Raw genomic sequence first — 18209 nt, 5'->3', positions numbered from 1 at the left:
TATGGGCGTAGATGATACTCAACCACTCATTGGGCATTTGATTGAGCTGCGTAAGCGCCTGATCAACAGCATTATCGCAATTACTGTGATTTTTCTGGCGTTGGTTTATTTTTCCAACGATATTTATCAGCTGGTATCCGCGCCGCTTATCCGGCAGATGCCGACGGGTGCGACGATGATTGCTACCGATGTAGCTTCACCTTTCTTTACGCCGATTAAACTGACCTTTATGGTATCGGTTATCCTGTCAGTGCCGGTGATTCTCTATCAGGTCTGGGCATTTGTTGCTCCCGCCTTATATAAACATGAGCAGCGCCTGGTGCTACCGCTATTAGTTTCCAGTACCCTTTTATTTTATATCGGTATGGCGTTTGCTTATTTCGTTGTATTCCCGCTGGCGTTCGGTTTTCTGACCCATGCTGCGCCAGAAGGCGTGCAGGTTTCTACGGATATTCGCAGCTATCTTGATTTTGTCATGGCGTTATTTATGGCTTTTGGTGTGTCATTTGAAGTGCCTGTTGCCATTGTACTGCTGTGCTGGATAGGAGTGACGACACCAGAACAGTTGCGTAAGCAGCGGCCTTACGTACTGGTGGGAGCATTTGTCATTGGTATGTTACTGACACCACCGGATGTGTTCTCGCAAACGTTACTGGCTATCCCGATGTACTGCTTGTTTGAGATTGGGGTTTTCTTTGCGCGCTTCTATACCGGTAAACGTCTCACCCGTGATGAAGACGCAGAGACTGAAGCAATGGAAAGCCAAAAACAAGAGTAATATCATCACCTGCCAGTGCATGCTGGCAGGTGATCTGCGATTAATGATCATCGCGGTGGTTTACGAGTGATGCTGAAATTAGCCTGAGTGATATCGTCAGACTTTCTGAAAGTCTGTATTTTTGACACTTTTACGTATCTGTTGATTAAGCAGGCTCAGCAGTAAAATAGAACGTGTTTCACCATCTGGCTCGCTAAATATCGCTTGCAGACCCGCAAATGCACCATCGGTAATCAGGACATCATCGCCTTCGTAGGGTGTCTGGGGATCAGTAATACTTTCTGGCTTATAGGTAGATAGCTGGTGGATAATAGTAGAGGGGACAATGACCGGTTGTGCGCCAAAGCGAACGAAACATTTGACGCCACGTGTCGCGCTGATGGTCGTCGTGTGGATAATCTCTGGATCGAATTCGACAAACAGATAATTAGGGAATAGTGGTTCTGTAACAGTCATGCGTTTGCCACGAATAATTTTTTCTACCGTGGTGGTCAGCAACAGGCAATCCACCGTCTGGCGCTGGAGATGTTCCAGAGCACGCTGAATTTGTCCACGTTTGCAGTATAGTAAATACCAGGCTTGCATAATAACCTTTTCCATTCTACGGCCAGAAAGCATAACAAAATCTGGTAGTGATAGCGAAAGCCAAATGAGTAAAATCAAAATGGTATGATGTTTTATGTCACATTGAATGACAATACGATATTGGTTCTGGCCAGTAGCGTATCCCTCAAATTCAAACTGCTTCTGTGCAGGTTATGTGCTGCATGCTATCGCTGATTTCCTGGCTGAGCATTTCGAGGCAACCTGAATGATTACAGGTATATTCAGCTATCCGTTTAGAGGTCAATAATAACGCTATGAAATATCATGATCTACGCGATTTTCTGACATTGCTGGAACAACAAGGGGAACTGAAAAGAATATCCCTGCCAGTCGATCCATATCTTGAGATCACTGAAATTGCAGATCGTACTTTACGGGCTGGAGGGCCAGCGCTGCTTTTTGAAAATACTGAAGGATATAGCATGCCGGTATTATGTAACTTGTTTGGGACACCACAACGAGTTGCTATGGGAATGGGGCAGAAAGAGACGAGCTCACTGCGTGATGTGGGTCAGTTACTGGCTTTTCTTAAAGAGCCAGAACCGCCAAAAGGGTTTCGCGATCTGTTCGATAAATGGCCACAGTTCAGACAGGTGTTGAATATGCCAACAAAACGTTTGCGTATGGCACCTTGCCAGCAAAAGGTTATTGCGGGGGATGACGTTGATCTGACGCGCATTCCTGTGATGACCTGTTGGCCGAAAGATGCTGCACCGTTGATCACCTGGGGGTTAACCGTCACCCGTGGCCCGAATAAAGAACGACAGAATCTGGGTATTTATCGTCAACAGGTGATAGCAAAGAATAAACTGATTATGCGCTGGCTCTCCCATCGTGGGGGGGCACTGGATTTTCAGGAGTGGTGCCAGAAACATCCTGGAGAACGTTTCCCTGTCTCTGTAGCGTTAGGGGCCGATCCGGCAACCCTTCTTGCCGCCGTTACGCCGATCCCCGATACGCTTTCAGAATATGCCTTTGCAGGTTTGTTACGCGGCACAAAAACAGAGGTAGTAAAATGTGTTTCTAATGATCTTGAGGTGCCTGCGGGGGCAGAAATTGTACTGGAAGGATATATTGAACCTGGGGAAATGGCGCTGGAAGGTCCCTATGGCGATCACACCGGTTACTATAACGAAACAGATAATTTTCCTGTATTTACGGTGACTCATATCACTCAGCGGAAAGATGCTATCTATCATTCGACTTACACCGGACGCCCGCCCGATGAGCCAGCGATATTAGGTGTGGCGTTAAATGAAGTATTTGTTCCCATTTTACAAAAGCAGTTCCCTGAAATTGTCGATTTTTACCTGCCGCCAGAAGGATGTTCTTATCGTCTGGCGGTAGTGACGATAAAAAAACAATACGCCGGACACGCTAAACGTGTGATGATGGGGGTCTGGTCGTTCCTGCGTCAGTTTATGTACACGAAACTGGTCATTGTCTGCGATGATGATATCAACGCACGTGACTGGCAGGATGTTATCTGGGCGATCACGACACGCATGGACCCGGCTCGCGATACCGTGATGGTGGAAAATACACCTATTGATTACCTCGATTTTGCTTCGCCGGTTTCCGGTCTTGGTTCAAAAATGGGGCTGGACGCGACAAATAAATGGCCAGGGGAAACCCAGCGTGAATGGGGATGTCCCATCCAGAAAGATCCTGAGGTCATTGCGCGTGTCGACGCTATCTGGGATGAGCTGGCTATTTTTAAATAACAGAAAATAGAGTACGACCACTGCTTTATTTTACAGATTTACCAGAGGGAATGAATGACAACTTTAAGCTGTAAAGTGATCTCGGTAGAGGAGATGACAGCGACGGTATATCGCGTTCGATTAGCGCCACAGGCAGCCTTTTCTTTCCGTGCGGGTCAATATTTAATGGTCGTCATGGGCGAACGTGATAAGCGTCCGTTTTCTATCGCCTCAACGCCAGTGGAAAAGTCGTATATTGAACTTCACATCGGTGCTTCTGAACTCAATTTATATGCGATGGCGGTCATGGATCGGATACTGAAAGAGCGTGAAATTGTAGTGGATATCCCCCATGGAGACGCCTGGTTACGTGAAGATAATGATCGCCCACTTCTTCTTATTGCCGGAGGAACCGGCTTCTCTTATGTGCGTTCTATTCTTCTCACTGCTCTGGCACATCATCCGGATCGTAATATCGCCGTATACTGGGGAGGACGTGAGTCTAAACATCTCTATGATTTAGCGGAATTAGAAGCGTTAAGAATGAAATATCCTCATCTGAGCATTGTCCCAGTCGTTGAGCAACCGGACGCGGACTGGCAGGGATACACAGGGACGGTACTGGATGCGGTTATGCAGGATCATCACATGATGGAGGCATACGATATCTATATCGCGGGTCGTTTTGAGATGGCCAGAATTGCCCGTGAAAAATTCTGTCAACAATGCCATGCCCGGCAGGATCGCCTGTTCGGTGATGCATTTGCTTTCGTTTGATCCGGTTTGCTGTGTTGATTGCCTGTGATAGTAAGGCAATCAACACTGACTGAAACTGATATCCCTGCTGCCGTGTTATCACCTTGTCAGAGAGCAATATGTTAAGATGCACAGGATCACTGTCTCATAAAAAAAGGTGAAAAATGGAATTACTGGCTGCGCACTATAAAAATCATATTGCTACTCTACAGGAACGGACGCGCAACGTTTTATCACGCTTCCATTTTGATGCATTACTGATCCACTCTGGCGAACTGGTGAATATTTTTTTAGATGATCACCCTTACCCTTTTAAAGTCAACCCGCAGTTTAAGTCCTGGGTTCCGGTGACGCAGGTTCCAAACTGCTGGTTATTAGTCGATGGGGTTAATAAGCCGAAATTATGGTTCTATTTACCGGTTGATTACTGGCATAGCGTTGAGCCATTGCCAACGGCTTTCTGGACGCAAGAGGTGGACGTTATTGCGCTGGCGCGAGCGGATGACATAGGTCGCCAGCTACCCGCATCACGTCACAATATCGCCTATATTGGCCCCGTCCCTGAGCGGGCAAGAGGGTTAGATATCGCTACTGATAATATCAATCCACAAGGTGTTATCGACTATCTGCATTACTACCGTGCTTTTAAGACCGATTATGAACTGGCCTGTATGCGTGAAGCACAAAAACAGGCAGTCAATGGCCATCGGGCCGCAGGTGAAGCTTTCCTTTCTGGAAAAAGTGAATTTGATATCAACCAGCGTTATCTGACTGCGACGGGTCAGCGTGATACTGGTGTCCCCTACGATAATATTGTCGCACTCAATGAACATGCTTCGATACTGCATTACACCCGACTGGATCATCATGTACCGCCGGAAATACGCAGTTTCTTGTTAGATGCTGGTGCGGAATATCATGGTTACGCTGCTGATATCACCCGTACCTGGGTCACCGATCCTGATAGTGATTTTGCTCATTTGCTCGCAGATGTTAATGCTGAACAACAGGCGCTGATTAGCACTATGCGGGCAGGCACCCGCTATGTGGATTATCATATTCAGTTCCATCAGCGTCTTGCCAGACTGTTGCATAAGCACCAGATCATCATGAATATGAGCGAAGAGGCGATGGTCGAAAACGATTTGACCGGGTCATTTATGCCGCACGGTATTGGCCATCTGCTTGGTTTACAGGTACATGATGTGGCGGGTTTTATGCAGGATGATACGGGTACTCATCTGGCTGCGCCATCACAGTACCCTTGGTTGCGTTGCACCCGCATGCTTCAGCCACAGATGGTCATGACTATCGAACCGGGTATCTACTTCATCGAGTCACTGTTAGCACCGTGGCGTGCCGGTCAGTTCAGCAAATATTTCAACTGGCAAAAAATTGACGCACTCAAACCATTTGGTGGTATTCGTATTGAAGATAATGTTGTCATCCACGAAAACAGGATTGAAAATATGACTCGTGATCTGAAGCTAGCGTAATGGATAGCTGGTTGATACCGGCCGCACCGGTAACGTTTGTTGAAGAAATCAGGAAAAGCCCGTTTTATTACGCAGTTGATGCATACAGATGGCATTACCGCTGCCAGAGCCTTTATCGAATCTATTAAGAAAGATCACCCGCAAGCCCGCCATCATTGTGTGGCGTGGATAGCCGGGCCGCCTGATGACTCCCGGCAATTCGCATTTTCTGATGATGGAGAGCCGCCAGGTACGGCAGGTAAACCGATGATGGCTCAGTTAATGGGGAGCGGTGTGGGCGAAATCACTACGGTAGTGGTACGTTACTACGGTGGTATTTTGTTAGGTACCGGTGGGCTGGTAAAAGCTTATGGAGGTGGCGTTCGCCAGGCACTTGCTGACTTGACAACGCAGCGTAAAACAGCGTTGACTTTTTATGATTTACAGTGTGAATACAGCCAGCTGGTCGGGATAGCGTCGTTATTGTCGCAGTTCTCGGGGAAAATTATTAGCAGTGAATATCAGGCATTTATCCAGCTTCGTATCGCGTTGCCAGCCACTGAAGTTGCCTCATTTTCGTTAAAGCTGACTGATTTTAGTCGTGGCTCATTGCAATTATTGACGATTAACCAATAATTCCCGGCTGATTTTTTAGACATCAAAGGAAGCGCCAGAGATGCATTTTCGCGCGATAACCCGAATTGTTGGACTGCTGGTCATGCTCTTCTCGGGAACCATGATCCTGCCAGGGCTGATAGCGCTGATATACCGTGATGGCGCAGGCCGGGCGTTTACTCAGACCTTTTTGGTTGCCCTGGCAATCGGTTTACTTTTATGGTGGCCGAATCGTCATGAAAAGAGAGAACTCAAATCCCGGGAAGGTTTTCTGATTGTTGTCCTGTTCTGGACGGTGCTCGGCAGTGTTGGTGCGTTACCATTTATCTTCTCTGAGCAACCGAATCTGACCGTCACGGATGCTTTTTTTGAATCTTTTTCAGGGCTGACAACCACCGGAGCGACGACGCTGGTAGGGCTGGATTTCTTACCTCATGCCATTCTTTTCTATCGTCAGATGCTACAGTGGTTTGGCGGTATGGGAATTATCGTGCTGGCAGTAGCGATACTCCCGATACTGGGTGTCGGCGGGATGCAGCTTTACCGGGCAGAAATGCCTGGACCGCTGAAGGATAATAAGATGCGTCCGCGTATCGCCGAAACAGCAAAAACGCTATGGCTAATCTATGTCCTGCTAACCATAGTCTGTGCGCTTGCACTATGGTTTGCCGGAATGTCTGCGTTTGATGCTATCAGTCACAGCTTTTCGACTATCGCAATCGGTGGCTTTTCTACCCATGATGCCAGCATTGGTTATTTTAACAGCCCGATAATTAACTCAATTATTGCTATTTTCTTGCTGATCTCCGGTTGTAACTATGGCTTGCACTTTTCATTACTGAGTGGGCGTAGTCTCAAGGTTTACTGGCGTGATCCAGAATTTCGCATGTTTATTGGCGTACAACTCACCCTGGTACTGATTTGTATGCTGGTATTGTGGTTGCATAATGTATATGGCTCGGTGCTTGCTACGCTGAATCAGGCTTTTTTTCAGGTTGTCTCAATGGCGACTACGGCAGGCTTTACGACCGACAGCATTGCCCATTGGCCGCTATTCCTGCCAATACTATTGTTATTTTCAGCATTTATCGGCGGTTGTGCGGGTTCGACAGGCGGAGGATTGAAAGTTATTCGTATCCTGTTGTTATTTAAGCAAGGGAATCGAGAGCTTAAACGCCTGGTGCATCCGAATGCCGTTTATAGCATCAAATTAGGCAGCCGTGCGTTGCCCGAGCGTATCCTTGATGCCGTATGGGGATTTTTCTCTGCCTATATCCTGGTTTTTATCGTCGGTATGCTGGCGATTATTGCGACAGGTATTGATAATTTTTCTGCTTTTGCTTCTGTTGTCGCAACATTAAACAATTTGGGGCCAGGATTGGGTGCCGTGGCCGATAATTTCGCGACGATGAATCCTGGCGCAAAATGGATACTGATTACCAATATGCTCTTTGGCCGTTTGGAAGTATTCACTTTACTGATACTCTTCACTCCCACTTTCTGGCGCGAATAACAGGAATATCTGTGAAAGCATTGATTTTATTCTCCACACGCGATGGACAAACTCGCGAAATAGCCGCCTTTCTGGTATCTGAATTAAAAGAGCTTGGCGTTGAGGCAGACATGATGAATCTCAACGACACGAAAGAGATTGCATGGCATCACTATCATTGTGTGGTAATTGGCGCCTCAATTCGTTACGGGCGATTCCATTCGGCGGTATATCATTTTGTGGAAAAGTACCATCAAATTCTGAATGCATTACCAACAGCCTTTTTCTCGGTTAATCTGGTTGCACGAAAACCAGGTAAACGTACCCCTCAGACGAATATTTATACGCGCAAATTTCTGTCCCGTTCTTCCTGGCAGCCACAATGCTGCGCGGTATTTGCCGGAGCACTGCGTTATCCACGTTATCGCTGGCATGATCGTTTTATGATCCGTTTGATCATGAAGATGACTGGTGGTGAAATAGATATCAGCAAAGAAGTGGTGTATACCGATTGGCAGCAGGTCACGCTTTTTGCCCATGAATTAGCCGAACTGGTAGAAAAGAGCGCGAAAAAATAGCCTGCTGGCGAGAATCTGAGCAGTTAAGAGAATTTTTACAAACAGGGCTTGTCAACGGCGAAGAACAGCCTATAATGCGCCCTCACTGACCCGGAATAACGGAGCGAATCCACCGGAAATCAGGCAGAGGAAGTGAAAAAGCACTTGACTCTGAAGCGCGTGAGAGTATTATATGCGCCCGCTTCATTGAAGCGCAGCTCTTTAACAATCAGTCAGACAATCTGTGTGGGCACTCAGGAAGACAGAGCCTGACCGTCGGTGACGGTCAAGCAAATTTAAAAAGTCTCTGAGTGAACACGTAATTCATTTACGAAGTTTAATTCACGAGCGATCAGACCTGAATTGAAGAGTTTGATCATGGCTCAGATTGAACGCTGGCGGCAGGCCTAACACATGCAAGTCGAACGGTAACAGGAAGCAGCTTGCTGCTTTGCTGACGAGTGGCGGACGGGTGAGTAAAGTCTGGGAAACTGCCTGGTGGAGGGGGATAACTACTGGAAACGGTAGCTAATACCGCATAATGTCGGAAGACCAAAGTGGGGGACCTTATGGCCTCACGCCACCGGATGTGCCCAGACGGGATTAGCTTGCAGGTGAGGTAATGGCTCACCTGGGCGACGATCCCTAGCTGGTCTGAGAGGATGACCAGCCACACTGGAACTGAGACACGGTCCAGACTCCTGCGGGAGGCAGCAGTGGGGAATATTGCACAATGGGGGAAACCCTGATGCAGCCATGCCGCGTGTATGAAGAAGGCCTTCGGGTTGTAAAGTACTTTCAGCGGTGAGGAAGGATGGAAGTTTAATACACTTTCATTTTGACGTTATCCGCAGAAGAAGCACCGGCAAACTCCGTGCCAGCAGCCGCGGTAATACGGAGGGTGCGAGCGTTAATCGGAATAACTGGGCGTAAAGGGCACGCAGGCGGTGTGTTAAGTCAGATGTGAAATCCCCGGGCTTAACCCGGGAACAGCATTTGAAACTGACAGGCTGGAGTCTCGTAGAGGGGGGTGGAATTCCAGGTGTAGCGGTGAAATGCGTAGAGATCTGGAGGAATACCGGTGGCGAAGGCGGCCCTGGACGAAGACTGACGCTGAGGTGCGAAAGCGTGGGGAGCAAACAGGATTAGATACCCTGGTAGTCCACGCTGTAAACGATGTCGATTTGGAGGTTGTTCCCGTTGAGGAGTGGCTTTCGAAGCAAACGCGATAAATCGACCGCCTGGGGAGTACGGCCGCAAGGTTAAAACTCAAATGAATTGACGGGGGGCGCACAAGCGGTGGAGCATGTGGTTTAATTCGATGCAACGCGAAGAACCTTACCTGGTCTTGACATCCACAGAACCCTCCAGAGATGGAGGGGTGCCTTCGGGAGCTGTGAGACAGGTGCTGCATGGCTGTCGTCAGCTCGTGTTGTGAAATGTTGGGTTAAGTCCCGCAACGAGCGCAACCCTTATCCTCTGTTGCCAGCGGTTTGGCCGGGAACTCAGGGGAGACTGCCAGTGAAAAGCTGGAGGAAGGTGGGGATGACGTCAAGTCATCATGGCCCTTACGACCAGGGCTACACACGTGCTACAATGGCGCATACAAAGGGAGGCGAGCCTGCGAGGGTGAGCGGAACTCATAAAGTGCGTCGTAGTCCGGACTGGAGTCTGCAACCCGACTCCACGAAGACGGAATCGCTAGTAATCGTGGATCAGAATGCCACGGTGAATACGTTCCCGGCCTTGTACACACCGCCCGTCACACCATGGGAGTGGGTTGCAAAAGAAGCAGGTAGTTTAACCGAAAGGGGGGCGCCTGCCACTTTGTGATTCATGACTGGGGTGAAGTCGTAACAAGGTAACCGTAGGGGAACCTGCGGTTGGATCACCTCCTTAAAGTGAAGGGTTCTGGATTTCTGAAGTGTTCACACAGATTGTCTGATGAGAGATGAGCAAAAGGGATCTCAGCAGGCTTGTAGCTCAGGTGGTCAGAGCGCACCCCTGATAAGGGTGAGGTCGGTGGTTCAAGTCCACTCAGGCCTACCAGATTTTGCGCATGCAGTGTTGCTGCGGCGGAAATCAGGAAAAGGGATCACCTTATCGCTGTATGGGGCTATAGCTCAGCTGGGAGAGCGCCTGCTTTGCACGCAGGAGGTCTGCGGTTCGATCCCGCATAGCTCCACCATATAAAAAATGTCAGAGTACGCTGAGACAGCGTGCTGTGAGATTTTGCTCTTTAACAAACTGGATCAAGCTGAAAATTGAAAAGAGGACACACGAAGAAGTGTGTCCGGGTCTCTCAAAGCGAAGCGACCGGAAGAGACATCTTCGGGTTGTGAGGTTAAGTGACTAAGCGTACACGGTGGATGCCCTGGCAGTCAGAGGCGATGAAGGACGTGCAAATCTGCGAAAAGCGCCGGCGAGGTGATATGGGCCTGTGACCCGGCGATGTCCGAATGGGGAAACCCGGTGTGAGTAATCACATCATCGTTAACTGAATTCATAGGTTAACGAGGCGAACCGGGGGAACTGAAACATCTCAGTACCCCGAGGAAAAGAAATCAACCGAGATTCCCCGAGTAGCGGCGAGCGAAAGGGGAGGAGCCCGGAGTCATAATCAGCATGGGTGTTAGTGGAACGGTCTGGAAAGTCCGGCAAAAGAGGGTGACAGCCCCGTACACGAAAGCGCGCATGCTGTGGACTCAAAGAGTAGGGCGGGACACGAGAAATCCTGTCTGAAGAAGGGGGGACCATCCTCCAAGGCTAAATACTCCTGACTGACCGATAGTGAACCAGTACCGTGAGGGAAAGGCGAAAAGAACCCCGGCGAGGGGAGTGAAAGAGAACCTGAAACCGTGTACGTACAAGCAGTGGAAGCCCCACCACTAAGCCAGTGGTGAGATTCCACGAGGCATCCTTTGCTGTAAGGCAGGGCAGGCGGAGCGTGAGCGACGCCCAGCCGCCAAAAGAAGCAGAGGGGGCTTAGTGGTGGGGTGACTGCGTACCTTTTGTATAATGGGTCAGCGACTTGTATTCTGTAGCGAGGTTAACCGAATAGGGGAGCCGCAGGGAAACCGAGTCTTAACTGGGCGACTAGTTGCAGGGTACAGACCCGAAACCCGGTGATCTAGCCATGGGCAGGTTGAAGGTTGGGTAACACTAACTGGAGGACCGAACCGACTGATGTTGAAAAATCAGCGGATGACCTGTGGCTGGGGGTGAAAGGCCAATCAAACCGGGAGATAGCTGGTTCTCCCCGAAAGCTATTTAGGTAGCGCCTCGTGGGTTCATCTCCGGGGTAGAGCACTGTTTCGGCAAGGGGGTCATCCCGACTTACCAACCCGATGCAAACTGCGAATACCGGAGAATGATACCACGGGAGACACACGGCGGGTGCTAACGTTCGTCGTGGAGAGGGAAACAACCCAGACCGCCAGCTAAGGTCCCGAAGTCATGGTTAAGTGGGAAACGAAGTGGGAAGGCTTAGACAGCCAGGATGTTGGCTTAGAAGCAGCCATCATTAAAAGAAAGCGTAATAGCTCACTGGTCGAGTCGGCCTGCGCGGAAGATGTAACGGGGCTAAACCATGCACCGAAGCTGCGGCAGTGGCGCAAGCTGCTGGGTAGGGGAGCGTTCTGTAAGCTGAAGAAGGTGTGCTGAGAGGCATGCTGGAGGTATCAGAAGTGCGAATGCTGACATAAGTAACGATAATGCGGGTGAAAAACCCGCACGCCGGAAGACCAAGGGTTCCTGTCCAACGTTAATCGGGGCAGGGTGAGTCGACCCCTAAGGTGAGGCCGAAAGGCGTAGCTGATGGGAAACGGGTTAATATTCCCGTACTTTATGTTACTGCGAAGGGGGGACGGAGAAGGCTATGTTATCCGGGTGACGGAAGTCCCGGTTTAAGCGTGCAGGTGGGTGTTTCAGGCAAATCCGGAACACCATAACACTGAGGCGTGATGACGAGGCACTGAGGTGCCGAAGTAACAGAAGCCCTGCTTCCAGGAAAAGCCTCTAAGCGACAGGTAACATGAAATCGTACCCGAAACCGACACAGGTGGTCAGGTAGAGCATACCAAGGCGCTTGAGAGAACCCGGGTGAAGGAACTAGGCAAAATGGTGCCGTAACTTCGGGAGAAGGCACGCTGACGCAAGGTGAAGCGCTTAACGCGTGGAGCTGAGGTCAGTCGCAGAGACCAGCTGGCTGCAACTGTTTATTAAAAACACAGCACTGTGCAAACACGCAAGTGGAAGTATACGGTGTGACGCCTGCCCGGTGCCGGAAGGTTAAATGATGCTGTAATCTGAAAGGAGAAGCAGCTGACTGAAGCCCCGGTAAACGGCGGCCGTAACTATAACGGTCCTAAGGTAGCGAAATTCCTTGTCGGGTAAGTTCCGACCTGCACGAATGGCGTAATGATGGCCAGGCTGTCTCCACCCGGGACTCAGTGAAATTGAACTCGCTGTGAAGATGCAGTGTACCCGCGGCAAGACGGAAAGACCCCGTGAACCTTTACTACAGCTTGACACTGAACCTTGAGCCTTGATGTGCAGGATAGGCGGGAGGCGAAGAAGTGTGGACGCCAGTCTGCATGGAGCCGCTGTTGAAATACCGCCCTTTAATGTTTGATGTTCTAACGCGGGTCCCTGAGCGGGGTTGCGGACAGTGTCTGGCGGGTAGTTTGACTGGGGCGGTCTCCTCCCAAAGAGTAACGGAGGAGCACGAAGGTCAGCTAATCCTGGTCGGACATCAGGAGGATAGTGCAATGGCAGAAGCTGGCCTGACTGCGAGCGTGACGGTGCGAGCAGGTGCGAAAGCAGGTCATAGTGATCCGGTGGTTCTGAATGGAAGGGCCATCGCTCAACGGATAAAAGGTACTCCGGGGATAACAGGCTGATACCGCCCAAGAGTTCATATCGACGGCGGTGTTTGGCACCTCGATGTCGGCTCATCACATCCTGGGGCTGAAGCGGGTCCCAAGGGTATGGCTGTTCGCCATTTAAAGTGGTACGCGAGCTGGGTTTAGAACGTCGTGAGACAGTTCGGTCCCTATCTGCCGTGGGCGCTGGATAACTGAGGGGGGCTGCTCCCAGTACGAGAGGACCGGAGTGGACGCATCACTGGTGTACGGGTTGTCATGCCAATGGCACAGCCCGGTAGCTAAATGCGGAAGAGATAAGTGCTGAAAGCATCTAAGCCCGAAACTTGCCCTGAGATGAGTTATCCCTGATATGAAAATATCCTGAAGGGACGTTGAAGACGACGACGTTGATAGGTCAGGTGTGTAAGCGTGGTGACACGTTGAGCTGACTGATACTAATGACCCGTGAGGCTTAACCTTACAACGCCGAAGGTGTTTTATCGGAAGCGTGGAGCGGAGAGAGAGAAAGATTTTCAGCGAGGTCCGGAAGAAGAGCGAGGAATGATTAGAAAGAATCAGCCTGGCGGTGACAGCGCGGTGGTCCCACCTGACCCCATGCCGAACTCAGAAGTGAAACGCCGAAGCGCCGATGGTAGTGTGGGGACTCCCCATGCGAGAGCAGGGAGCTGCCAGGCTTTAAAACAGCGGAAAGGACCCGGTCGGAAGACCGGGTCCTTTTTGTATGTGTCTTACAGGGGATTATGAGGATTTATTCCCTGCCAGCCAGTGCTGAATAAACGCGGCAATCTGTGGAATATCATTTAAATCTAAGTGGGGAAGTGGCGTTGCAAGGGGAATGTCGCAGGCTATCGCAATGACATTTTCATCCGGTAACAGGGCGTCAATATCGTGTCCGCAGTTCTGGCGAAAAAGAAGGATCTTTGCCACCGCTTCATGTTTAAATCCCTCGACCAGCACTAAATCCAGTTTTGATGTATCCATGCGACTAACCAGCCAGGCTAAATCTGGCGGCTCTTCATCGGGTGTTTCTGTCATTAGTGCCCAGCGTTGTGAGCTGGCAACAATGGTCTGCTTTGCGCCAGCCTTACGCAATTCATAGCTATCTTTACCCGGTTTATCAATATCCATCTGATGATGAGTATGTTTGATCAAACCCGGGCGCAGACCGGCTTTGCATAACAACGGGATCAGCTTTTTTAATAATGTGGTTTTACCCGTACCACTCCAGCCTGAAATCGCGAGAATCGGGATCATGATTCCACCTGCATATTATGTAACTCATCAAGCGTATTCACGTTAATAAATGCGGACTGAGCATCACTGAAGTCAATATGATGTCCACCACAGTTACGCATAAAATTCATCACTCTTCGCTCGCCTGCGGCAAGGTAGTCAGTCAGATCAGGAATTAATCGCCGATGCATCAGGGCAATCGCCGGGTGATCGCGTGTGCCGTCGTAAGCCCAGACGACAGGAGCATTTTTTCTTTGCTGCGCGAATCGTTCCGCCAGGAAGGTGGGAATAAATGGTGTATCGCATGGACAAAACAGAAACCATTCACCCGATGTCTGTTGCATAACGGATAGCATACCAGCCAGTGGTCCCGGAAAACCGGTAAGTGTATCGGTATACACCGGATACCCGCTGGCATACCATTGATTGAGATTACGGTTAGCGCTGATCGCCAGGCGGGTGACCTGGGGAGATAATGCTGCGGCAACATAGCGCCAGAGTGGCTGGCCATTCAGCAATTGCAATCCTTTATCTACCCCGCCCATCCGTGTGGCCTGGCCACCCGCTAACACCACGCCGGTTATAATCTCATGCATATTAATATTGCCTCTTTCATTGTGAGATTGACCCTGTTAACGTGTCTCTATTAAGAGTAAGGAATATCACTATGAAATGTAAACGTTTGAATGAAGTTATCGAACTGCTGCAACCTGCCTGGCAGAAAGAGCCTGAATTGAATTTACTACAGTTTCTACAGAAACTGGCAAAAGAAGCGGGCTATAGCGGTGAACTTGCTGATCTTTCGGATGATATACTGATTTATCATCTTAAAATGCGTGATTCGGCAAAAGAGGCCGTTATTCCTGGGATCCAGAAAGATTATGAAGAAGATTTCAAAACAGCGTTATTGCGCGCGCGTGGGATAATTAAAGAGTAGAAAGCTGTCTGTACGAGCCCGGTTCGGGGTCATGATGATTTATTTTTCGTCATTTGACCCCGAATGGTGCCTGAAGTTATTACCTAATACTGAACTGCCTCTAAATTATCAGATATCAGAATGCACGATAACACTTTTAGTTTTCATACACTTAATCCAGATATCATCATCAATGGATTATTTGATTTAGGTATTCGTGTCGATTCAGGACTGACGGCACTTAATAGCTATGAGAATCGCGTTTATCAGTTTCAGGATGAAGATCGCCATCGTTATGTCGTGAAATTTTATCGCCCTGAACGTTGGTCTATGGAACAGATCAGCGAAGAGCACTCATTTACGCTCCAGCTTAAGCAGGGGGGAGTGCCGGTTGTTGCACCGTTATTTTTTAATAACAATACACTTCATCAATATCAGGGATTCTGTTTTGCTGTTTTTCCGAGCTTTGGTGGACGCCCCTTTGAGCCTGATAATCTTGATCAAATGGCATCGGTGGGTGGTTATCTTGGGCGTTTACATCATATCGGGCGAAAGCAGCGTTTTATGGCACGCCCGGATATTAGCGTCAATGAGTATTTGCTCATACCGCGTGATATTTTTGAATATTCAACGCTAATACCTGCAAGTCTGAAAGCCGATTTTCTGCATGTCGTCGATCAACTGATCGTTGCTGTGATGGCGCGATGGCAAGAGAACACCGATACTTTGCGTTTGCATGGTGATTGCCATGCAGGCAATATTCTCTGGCGCGATGGCCCTTTTTTTGTCGATTTAGACGATGCCCGTCATGGTCCGGCTATCCAGGACCTGTGGATGCTATTAAATGGCGATAAGGCAGAGCAACGGATACAACTGGAGATGATCATCGAAGCTTATGAAGAGTTTACGCCATTTAATCTTGATGAGATTGCACTTATTGAACCTTTACGCGCCATGCGCTTAGTTTATTATTTGTCATGGTTACTGAAACGCTGGGAAGACCCTGCTTTTCCAGTTAATTTTCCGTGGTTAACTGAAGAAGATTACTGGCGCAGGCAGATAACCACTTTTCTTGAGCAGATAAAGGTGTTACAAGAGCCTCCTTTACGGCTAATGCCTGTGTATTAGAGTTTACCCTATCTTACTTGCTATTTTGGCTCTGGGAGTGTTCGAAATCCTCTAACGCCTGGTGGGCAGGCTCTTAATTCAACTATTCTATGAGAGAGTAAAAAATGAAGAAATTTTGGCTGGTACTGGCAGGTATCGTTTTATCTTTTAGTGCATCGGCAATGCAAATTACTGAAGGCAAGCAATATGTTACGCTAAAAAACCCGGTGGCAGGAGGACCGCAAGTTGTTGAGTTTTTTTCATTTTATTGTGGACACTGTTATCAGTTTGAGGTCGTATTACATGTTGCTGATCAGGTGAAGAAAAAATTACCCGAAGGGGTCAAATTGACCAAATATCACGTTGAATTGCCGGGGCCTTTGAGTAAACAATTATCTTATGCATGGGCAATTGCGATGGCGCTGGGTGTTGAAGACCAGGTGACCATACCGATGTTTGAGGCTGTGCAGAAGACACAGACGGTACGCACAGTGGCTGATATTCGTAAAGTATTCGTTGATGCTGGCGTCAGCGGAGAAGACTATGATGCGGCCTGGAATAGCTTTATGGTGAAATCTCTGGCCGCCCAGCAGGAAAAAGCGGTGGATGATTTTCGGATAGAAGGTGTGCCAGCAATGTTCGTTGATGGTAAATATCAACTGAGGCCACAGGGAATGGATACCAGTGATATGGATACCTTCGTTCTTCAGTATGCTGATACCGTTAGACAACTTATTGACAAGAAGTAAAGAATAACGCCGGTAATAACCGGCGTATTTTTTGTATTAATGATGCTGTTTCTTTTGTTGTTGCATAATCTCTGTTAACTGATGATCTTTCTCTTCCCATAGCTCATTTAACCAGCGTTGAAAACGACGTTTAAATGCTTTGTCATTCACATAATCACCGTGCAGATTTTCTGCGATAGGTAACAGATTAACGCGGACAACAATGTGTGTGAGTTTGCCACACAGCATGTCATAAAATGGATTCTGATGATTATCAGGATAGCACAAGGTCACGTTGAGCAACTTATCGAACTGCGTGCCCAGAACATTCAATGCCATCGCAATACCGGCCGCTTTAGGCGGCAATAAATTATGATAAAGCGAACGAGTCTGATGCTTTTTTTCCGTGGTAAAACGCGAGCCTTCAACAAAATTGACGATCGTGGTGGGGTGTAAACGGAATTTTTCGCAAGAGCGGCGCGTGGTTTCAACGTCTTTACCGCGATATTCCGGATGGCGAATGAGGTAGCTATGTGAGTAACGGCGCATAAAAGGCATGTCCAGTGCCCAGCAAGCCAGCCCGATGAAAGGTATCCAGGCAAGTTGTTGTTTGAGAAAATACTTATTCATTGGGATACGCTTACGGAATAGCACACAAAGCACGACGATATCCGCCCAGCTACGGTGGTTACTAATAAGCAGATACCAGTTTTTCTTGTTTAACCCTTCAAGCCCCTGTATATCCCACTTCAGCTTAGGATTAAGATACAGTAGCTGTGCTAACAGTTCACACCAGCAATACATCATCAGATTACAAAAACCTGATATGGCACGCCATACTACCGGAACGGGGATAAGAAGCTTAACCATCCCGGCGATAATTATCGGTACGGAACAGATAATAGTCACTAAGATAGTAAGAGCGATACTCAGCGGAAGTGTTATCGCAGCGAGTAATCTTGACATAGTTAGTTTATTCAGAAAGTCAGACCGATAGAGTACACAGTGTCGTCGTATAAAAAACGGATTCTACCAGAAAATATCGCAAATGATGGGACTGACCAGAATAGAAAAAATGTCAAATCTTATATCCACACAGGACACAGCATGATATGTATGAAACTGGAAGGTACTGATTGTTTTTAACTATATGATAAATAAATGATAATTATTTTTTCCATCATTTTTTTTCAGCTGATATAACAAATGCTGTGAAACTATGCACAGATTTATCCACAACTATTACGCCAGGTAATGGTCTGCTTCTGTAGGTATTTTTGTTGATCTGTGGAAAAAAACCAGGATTTTAAGGTTGTCTGTGGCAGACTTTACCTATAGCTGATAAACAGGTACAAAA

Annotated in this window: 13 protein-coding genes, 2 tRNA genes, 3 rRNA genes and 1 pseudogene; 15 read left to right on the top strand and 4 right to left on the bottom strand. The window is 48.4% G+C overall.

What is annotated here, in order from left to right:
- The first annotated feature begins 1 nt into the window (after position 1).
- Positions 2-778 carry a Sec-independent protein translocase subunit TatC gene (tatC, locus tag PT300_02130; GenBank protein ID MDF7679474.1) on the top strand — a complete coding sequence of 259 codons (777 nt, stop codon included), beginning with the start codon at positions 2-4 and terminating at the stop codon, positions 776-778.
- A 96-nt stretch (positions 779-874) separates the two neighbouring features.
- Here the strand turns inward: tatC and rfaH are convergent, their stop codons facing one another.
- Entirely contained in the window at positions 875-1363 is a 489-nt protein-coding gene (rfaH, locus tag PT300_02125) for a transcription/translation regulatory transformer protein RfaH (protein MDF7679473.1), read from the bottom strand.
- Between the two features lie 275 nt (positions 1364-1638).
- On the opposite strand from rfaH, the gene ubiD reads away from it, so the two are divergent.
- The 11 genes and pseudogenes from ubiD to rrf all read left to right on the top strand — a co-directional run bounded on the left by ubiD (position 1639) and on the right by rrf (position 13542).
- The gene (gene ubiD, locus PT300_02120; GenBank protein MDF7679472.1) at positions 1639-3108 is read left to right on the top strand and encodes a 4-hydroxy-3-polyprenylbenzoate decarboxylase; all 1470 of its coding nucleotides are present in this window, start codon (positions 1639-1641) and stop codon (positions 3106-3108) included.
- A 54-nt stretch (positions 3109-3162) separates the two neighbouring features.
- Positions 3163-3864, top strand: coding sequence for an NAD(P)H-flavin reductase (gene fre / locus PT300_02115; GenBank protein MDF7679471.1), 702 nt, complete (start codon positions 3163-3165; stop codon positions 3862-3864).
- Positions 3865-4007: 143 nt separating this feature from the next.
- Positions 4008-5339: a Xaa-Pro dipeptidase gene (gene pepQ, locus PT300_02110; protein MDF7679470.1), complete on the top strand. Its 1332-nt coding sequence runs from the start codon at positions 4008-4010 to the stop codon at positions 5337-5339.
- A pseudogene (locus PT300_02105) lies at positions 5339-5954 on the top strand (IMPACT family protein). The gene pepQ and the pseudogene PT300_02105 overlap by 1 nt, the downstream one beginning before the upstream one ends.
- Before the next feature lie 40 nt (positions 5955-5994).
- On the top strand, positions 5995-7446 hold the full coding sequence (gene trkH, locus PT300_02100; protein ID MDF7679469.1) for a Trk system potassium transporter TrkH: 1452 nt from the start codon (positions 5995-5997) through the stop codon (positions 7444-7446).
- An 11-nt stretch (positions 7447-7457) separates the two neighbouring features.
- Positions 7458-8003: a menaquinone-dependent protoporphyrinogen IX dehydrogenase gene (gene hemG, locus PT300_02095; protein MDF7679468.1), complete on the top strand. Its 546-nt coding sequence runs from the start codon at positions 7458-7460 to the stop codon at positions 8001-8003.
- A 339-nt stretch (positions 8004-8342) separates the two neighbouring features.
- Positions 8343-9881 (top strand): 16S ribosomal RNA (locus PT300_02090).
- A 73-nt stretch (positions 9882-9954) separates the two neighbouring features.
- A tRNA-Ile gene (locus PT300_02085) sits at positions 9955-10031 on the top strand.
- Between the two features lie 63 nt (positions 10032-10094).
- A tRNA-Ala gene (locus PT300_02080) sits at positions 10095-10170 on the top strand.
- 154 nt (positions 10171-10324) lie between these two features.
- A 23S ribosomal RNA gene (locus PT300_02075) occupies positions 10325-13327 on the top strand.
- A 99-nt stretch (positions 13328-13426) separates the two neighbouring features.
- Positions 13427-13542: ribosomal RNA gene (rrf, locus tag PT300_02070) — 5S ribosomal RNA — on the top strand.
- Together the 16S, 23S and 5S rRNA genes with 2 tRNA genes alongside form the textbook arrangement of a ribosomal RNA operon.
- A 64-nt stretch (positions 13543-13606) precedes the next feature.
- Here the strand turns inward: rrf and mobB are convergent.
- Both mobB and mobA read right to left on the bottom strand, forming a co-directional pair.
- Positions 13607-14122 (bottom strand): molybdopterin-guanine dinucleotide biosynthesis protein MobB, encoded by a 516-nt coding sequence (mobB, locus tag PT300_02065; GenBank protein MDF7679467.1) that lies wholly within the window; start codon positions 14120-14122, stop codon positions 13607-13609.
- Positions 14119-14697, bottom strand: a complete 579-nt coding sequence (gene mobA / locus PT300_02060; protein ID MDF7679466.1) for a molybdenum cofactor guanylyltransferase MobA — start codon at positions 14695-14697, stop codon at positions 14119-14121. The genes mobB and mobA overlap by 4 nt, the downstream gene beginning before the upstream one ends.
- 71 nt (positions 14698-14768) lie before the next feature.
- Here mobA and PT300_02055 point away from each other — a divergent pair, with 71 nt between their 5' ends.
- From PT300_02055 to dsbA, 3 genes are all read left to right on the top strand, one after another.
- Complete coding sequence (locus tag PT300_02055; GenBank protein MDF7679465.1) at positions 14769-15038, top strand: YihD family protein; 270 nt, start codon at positions 14769-14771, stop codon at positions 15036-15038.
- 120 nt (positions 15039-15158) lie between these two features.
- Positions 15159-16145 (top strand): serine/threonine protein kinase, encoded by a 987-nt coding sequence (locus PT300_02050; GenBank protein ID MDF7679464.1) that lies wholly within the window; start codon positions 15159-15161, stop codon positions 16143-16145.
- A 104-nt stretch (positions 16146-16249) separates the two neighbouring features.
- The gene (gene dsbA, locus PT300_02045; GenBank protein MDF7679463.1) at positions 16250-16873 is read left to right on the top strand and encodes a thiol:disulfide interchange protein DsbA; all 624 of its coding nucleotides are present in this window, start codon (positions 16250-16252) and stop codon (positions 16871-16873) included.
- Between the two features lie 36 nt (positions 16874-16909).
- On the opposite strand, the gene PT300_02040 is transcribed toward dsbA, so the two are convergent.
- Positions 16910-17818, bottom strand: a complete 909-nt coding sequence (locus PT300_02040) for an acyltransferase (protein MDF7679462.1) — start codon at positions 17816-17818, stop codon at positions 16910-16912.
- Positions 17819-18209: the final 391 nt, after the last annotated feature.

The organism is Enterobacteriaceae bacterium ESL0689, assembly GCA_029433525.1.
Classification (GTDB): Bacteria; Pseudomonadota; Gammaproteobacteria; order Enterobacterales; family Enterobacteriaceae; genus JAQTIF01.
The sequence above is the reverse complement of the archived record's forward strand: the minus strand, read 5'-3'. Positions and strand labels throughout refer to the sequence as shown.

What these genes read in the sequence shown, in the direction of transcription:
- tatC (MDF7679474.1), top strand. Translation starts at nt 2, where the DNA reads ATGGGCGTAGATGATACTCAACCACTCATTGGGCATTTGATTGAGCTG.
- rfaH (MDF7679473.1), bottom strand. Translation starts at nt 1,363, where the DNA reads ATGCAAGCCTGGTATTTACTATACTGCAAACGTGGACAAATTCAGCGT.
- ubiD (MDF7679472.1), top strand. Translation starts at nt 1,639, where the DNA reads ATGAAATATCATGATCTACGCGATTTTCTGACATTGCTGGAACAACAA.
- fre (MDF7679471.1), top strand. Translation starts at nt 3,163, where the DNA reads ATGACAACTTTAAGCTGTAAAGTGATCTCGGTAGAGGAGATGACAGCG.
- pepQ (MDF7679470.1), top strand. Translation starts at nt 4,008, where the DNA reads ATGGAATTACTGGCTGCGCACTATAAAAATCATATTGCTACTCTACAG.
- trkH (MDF7679469.1), top strand. Translation starts at nt 5,995, where the DNA reads ATGCATTTTCGCGCGATAACCCGAATTGTTGGACTGCTGGTCATGCTC.
- mobB (MDF7679467.1), bottom strand. Translation starts at nt 14,122, where the DNA reads ATGATCCCGATTCTCGCGATTTCAGGCTGGAGTGGTACGGGTAAAACC.
- mobA (MDF7679466.1), bottom strand. Translation starts at nt 14,697, where the DNA reads ATGCATGAGATTATAACCGGCGTGGTGTTAGCGGGTGGCCAGGCCACA.
- PT300_02055 (MDF7679465.1), top strand. Translation starts at nt 14,769, where the DNA reads ATGAAATGTAAACGTTTGAATGAAGTTATCGAACTGCTGCAACCTGCC.
- PT300_02050 (MDF7679464.1), top strand. Translation starts at nt 15,159, where the DNA reads ATGCACGATAACACTTTTAGTTTTCATACACTTAATCCAGATATCATC.
- dsbA (MDF7679463.1), top strand. Translation starts at nt 16,250, where the DNA reads ATGAAGAAATTTTGGCTGGTACTGGCAGGTATCGTTTTATCTTTTAGT.
- PT300_02040 (MDF7679462.1), bottom strand. Translation starts at nt 17,818, where the DNA reads ATGTCAAGATTACTCGCTGCGATAACACTTCCGCTGAGTATCGCTCTT.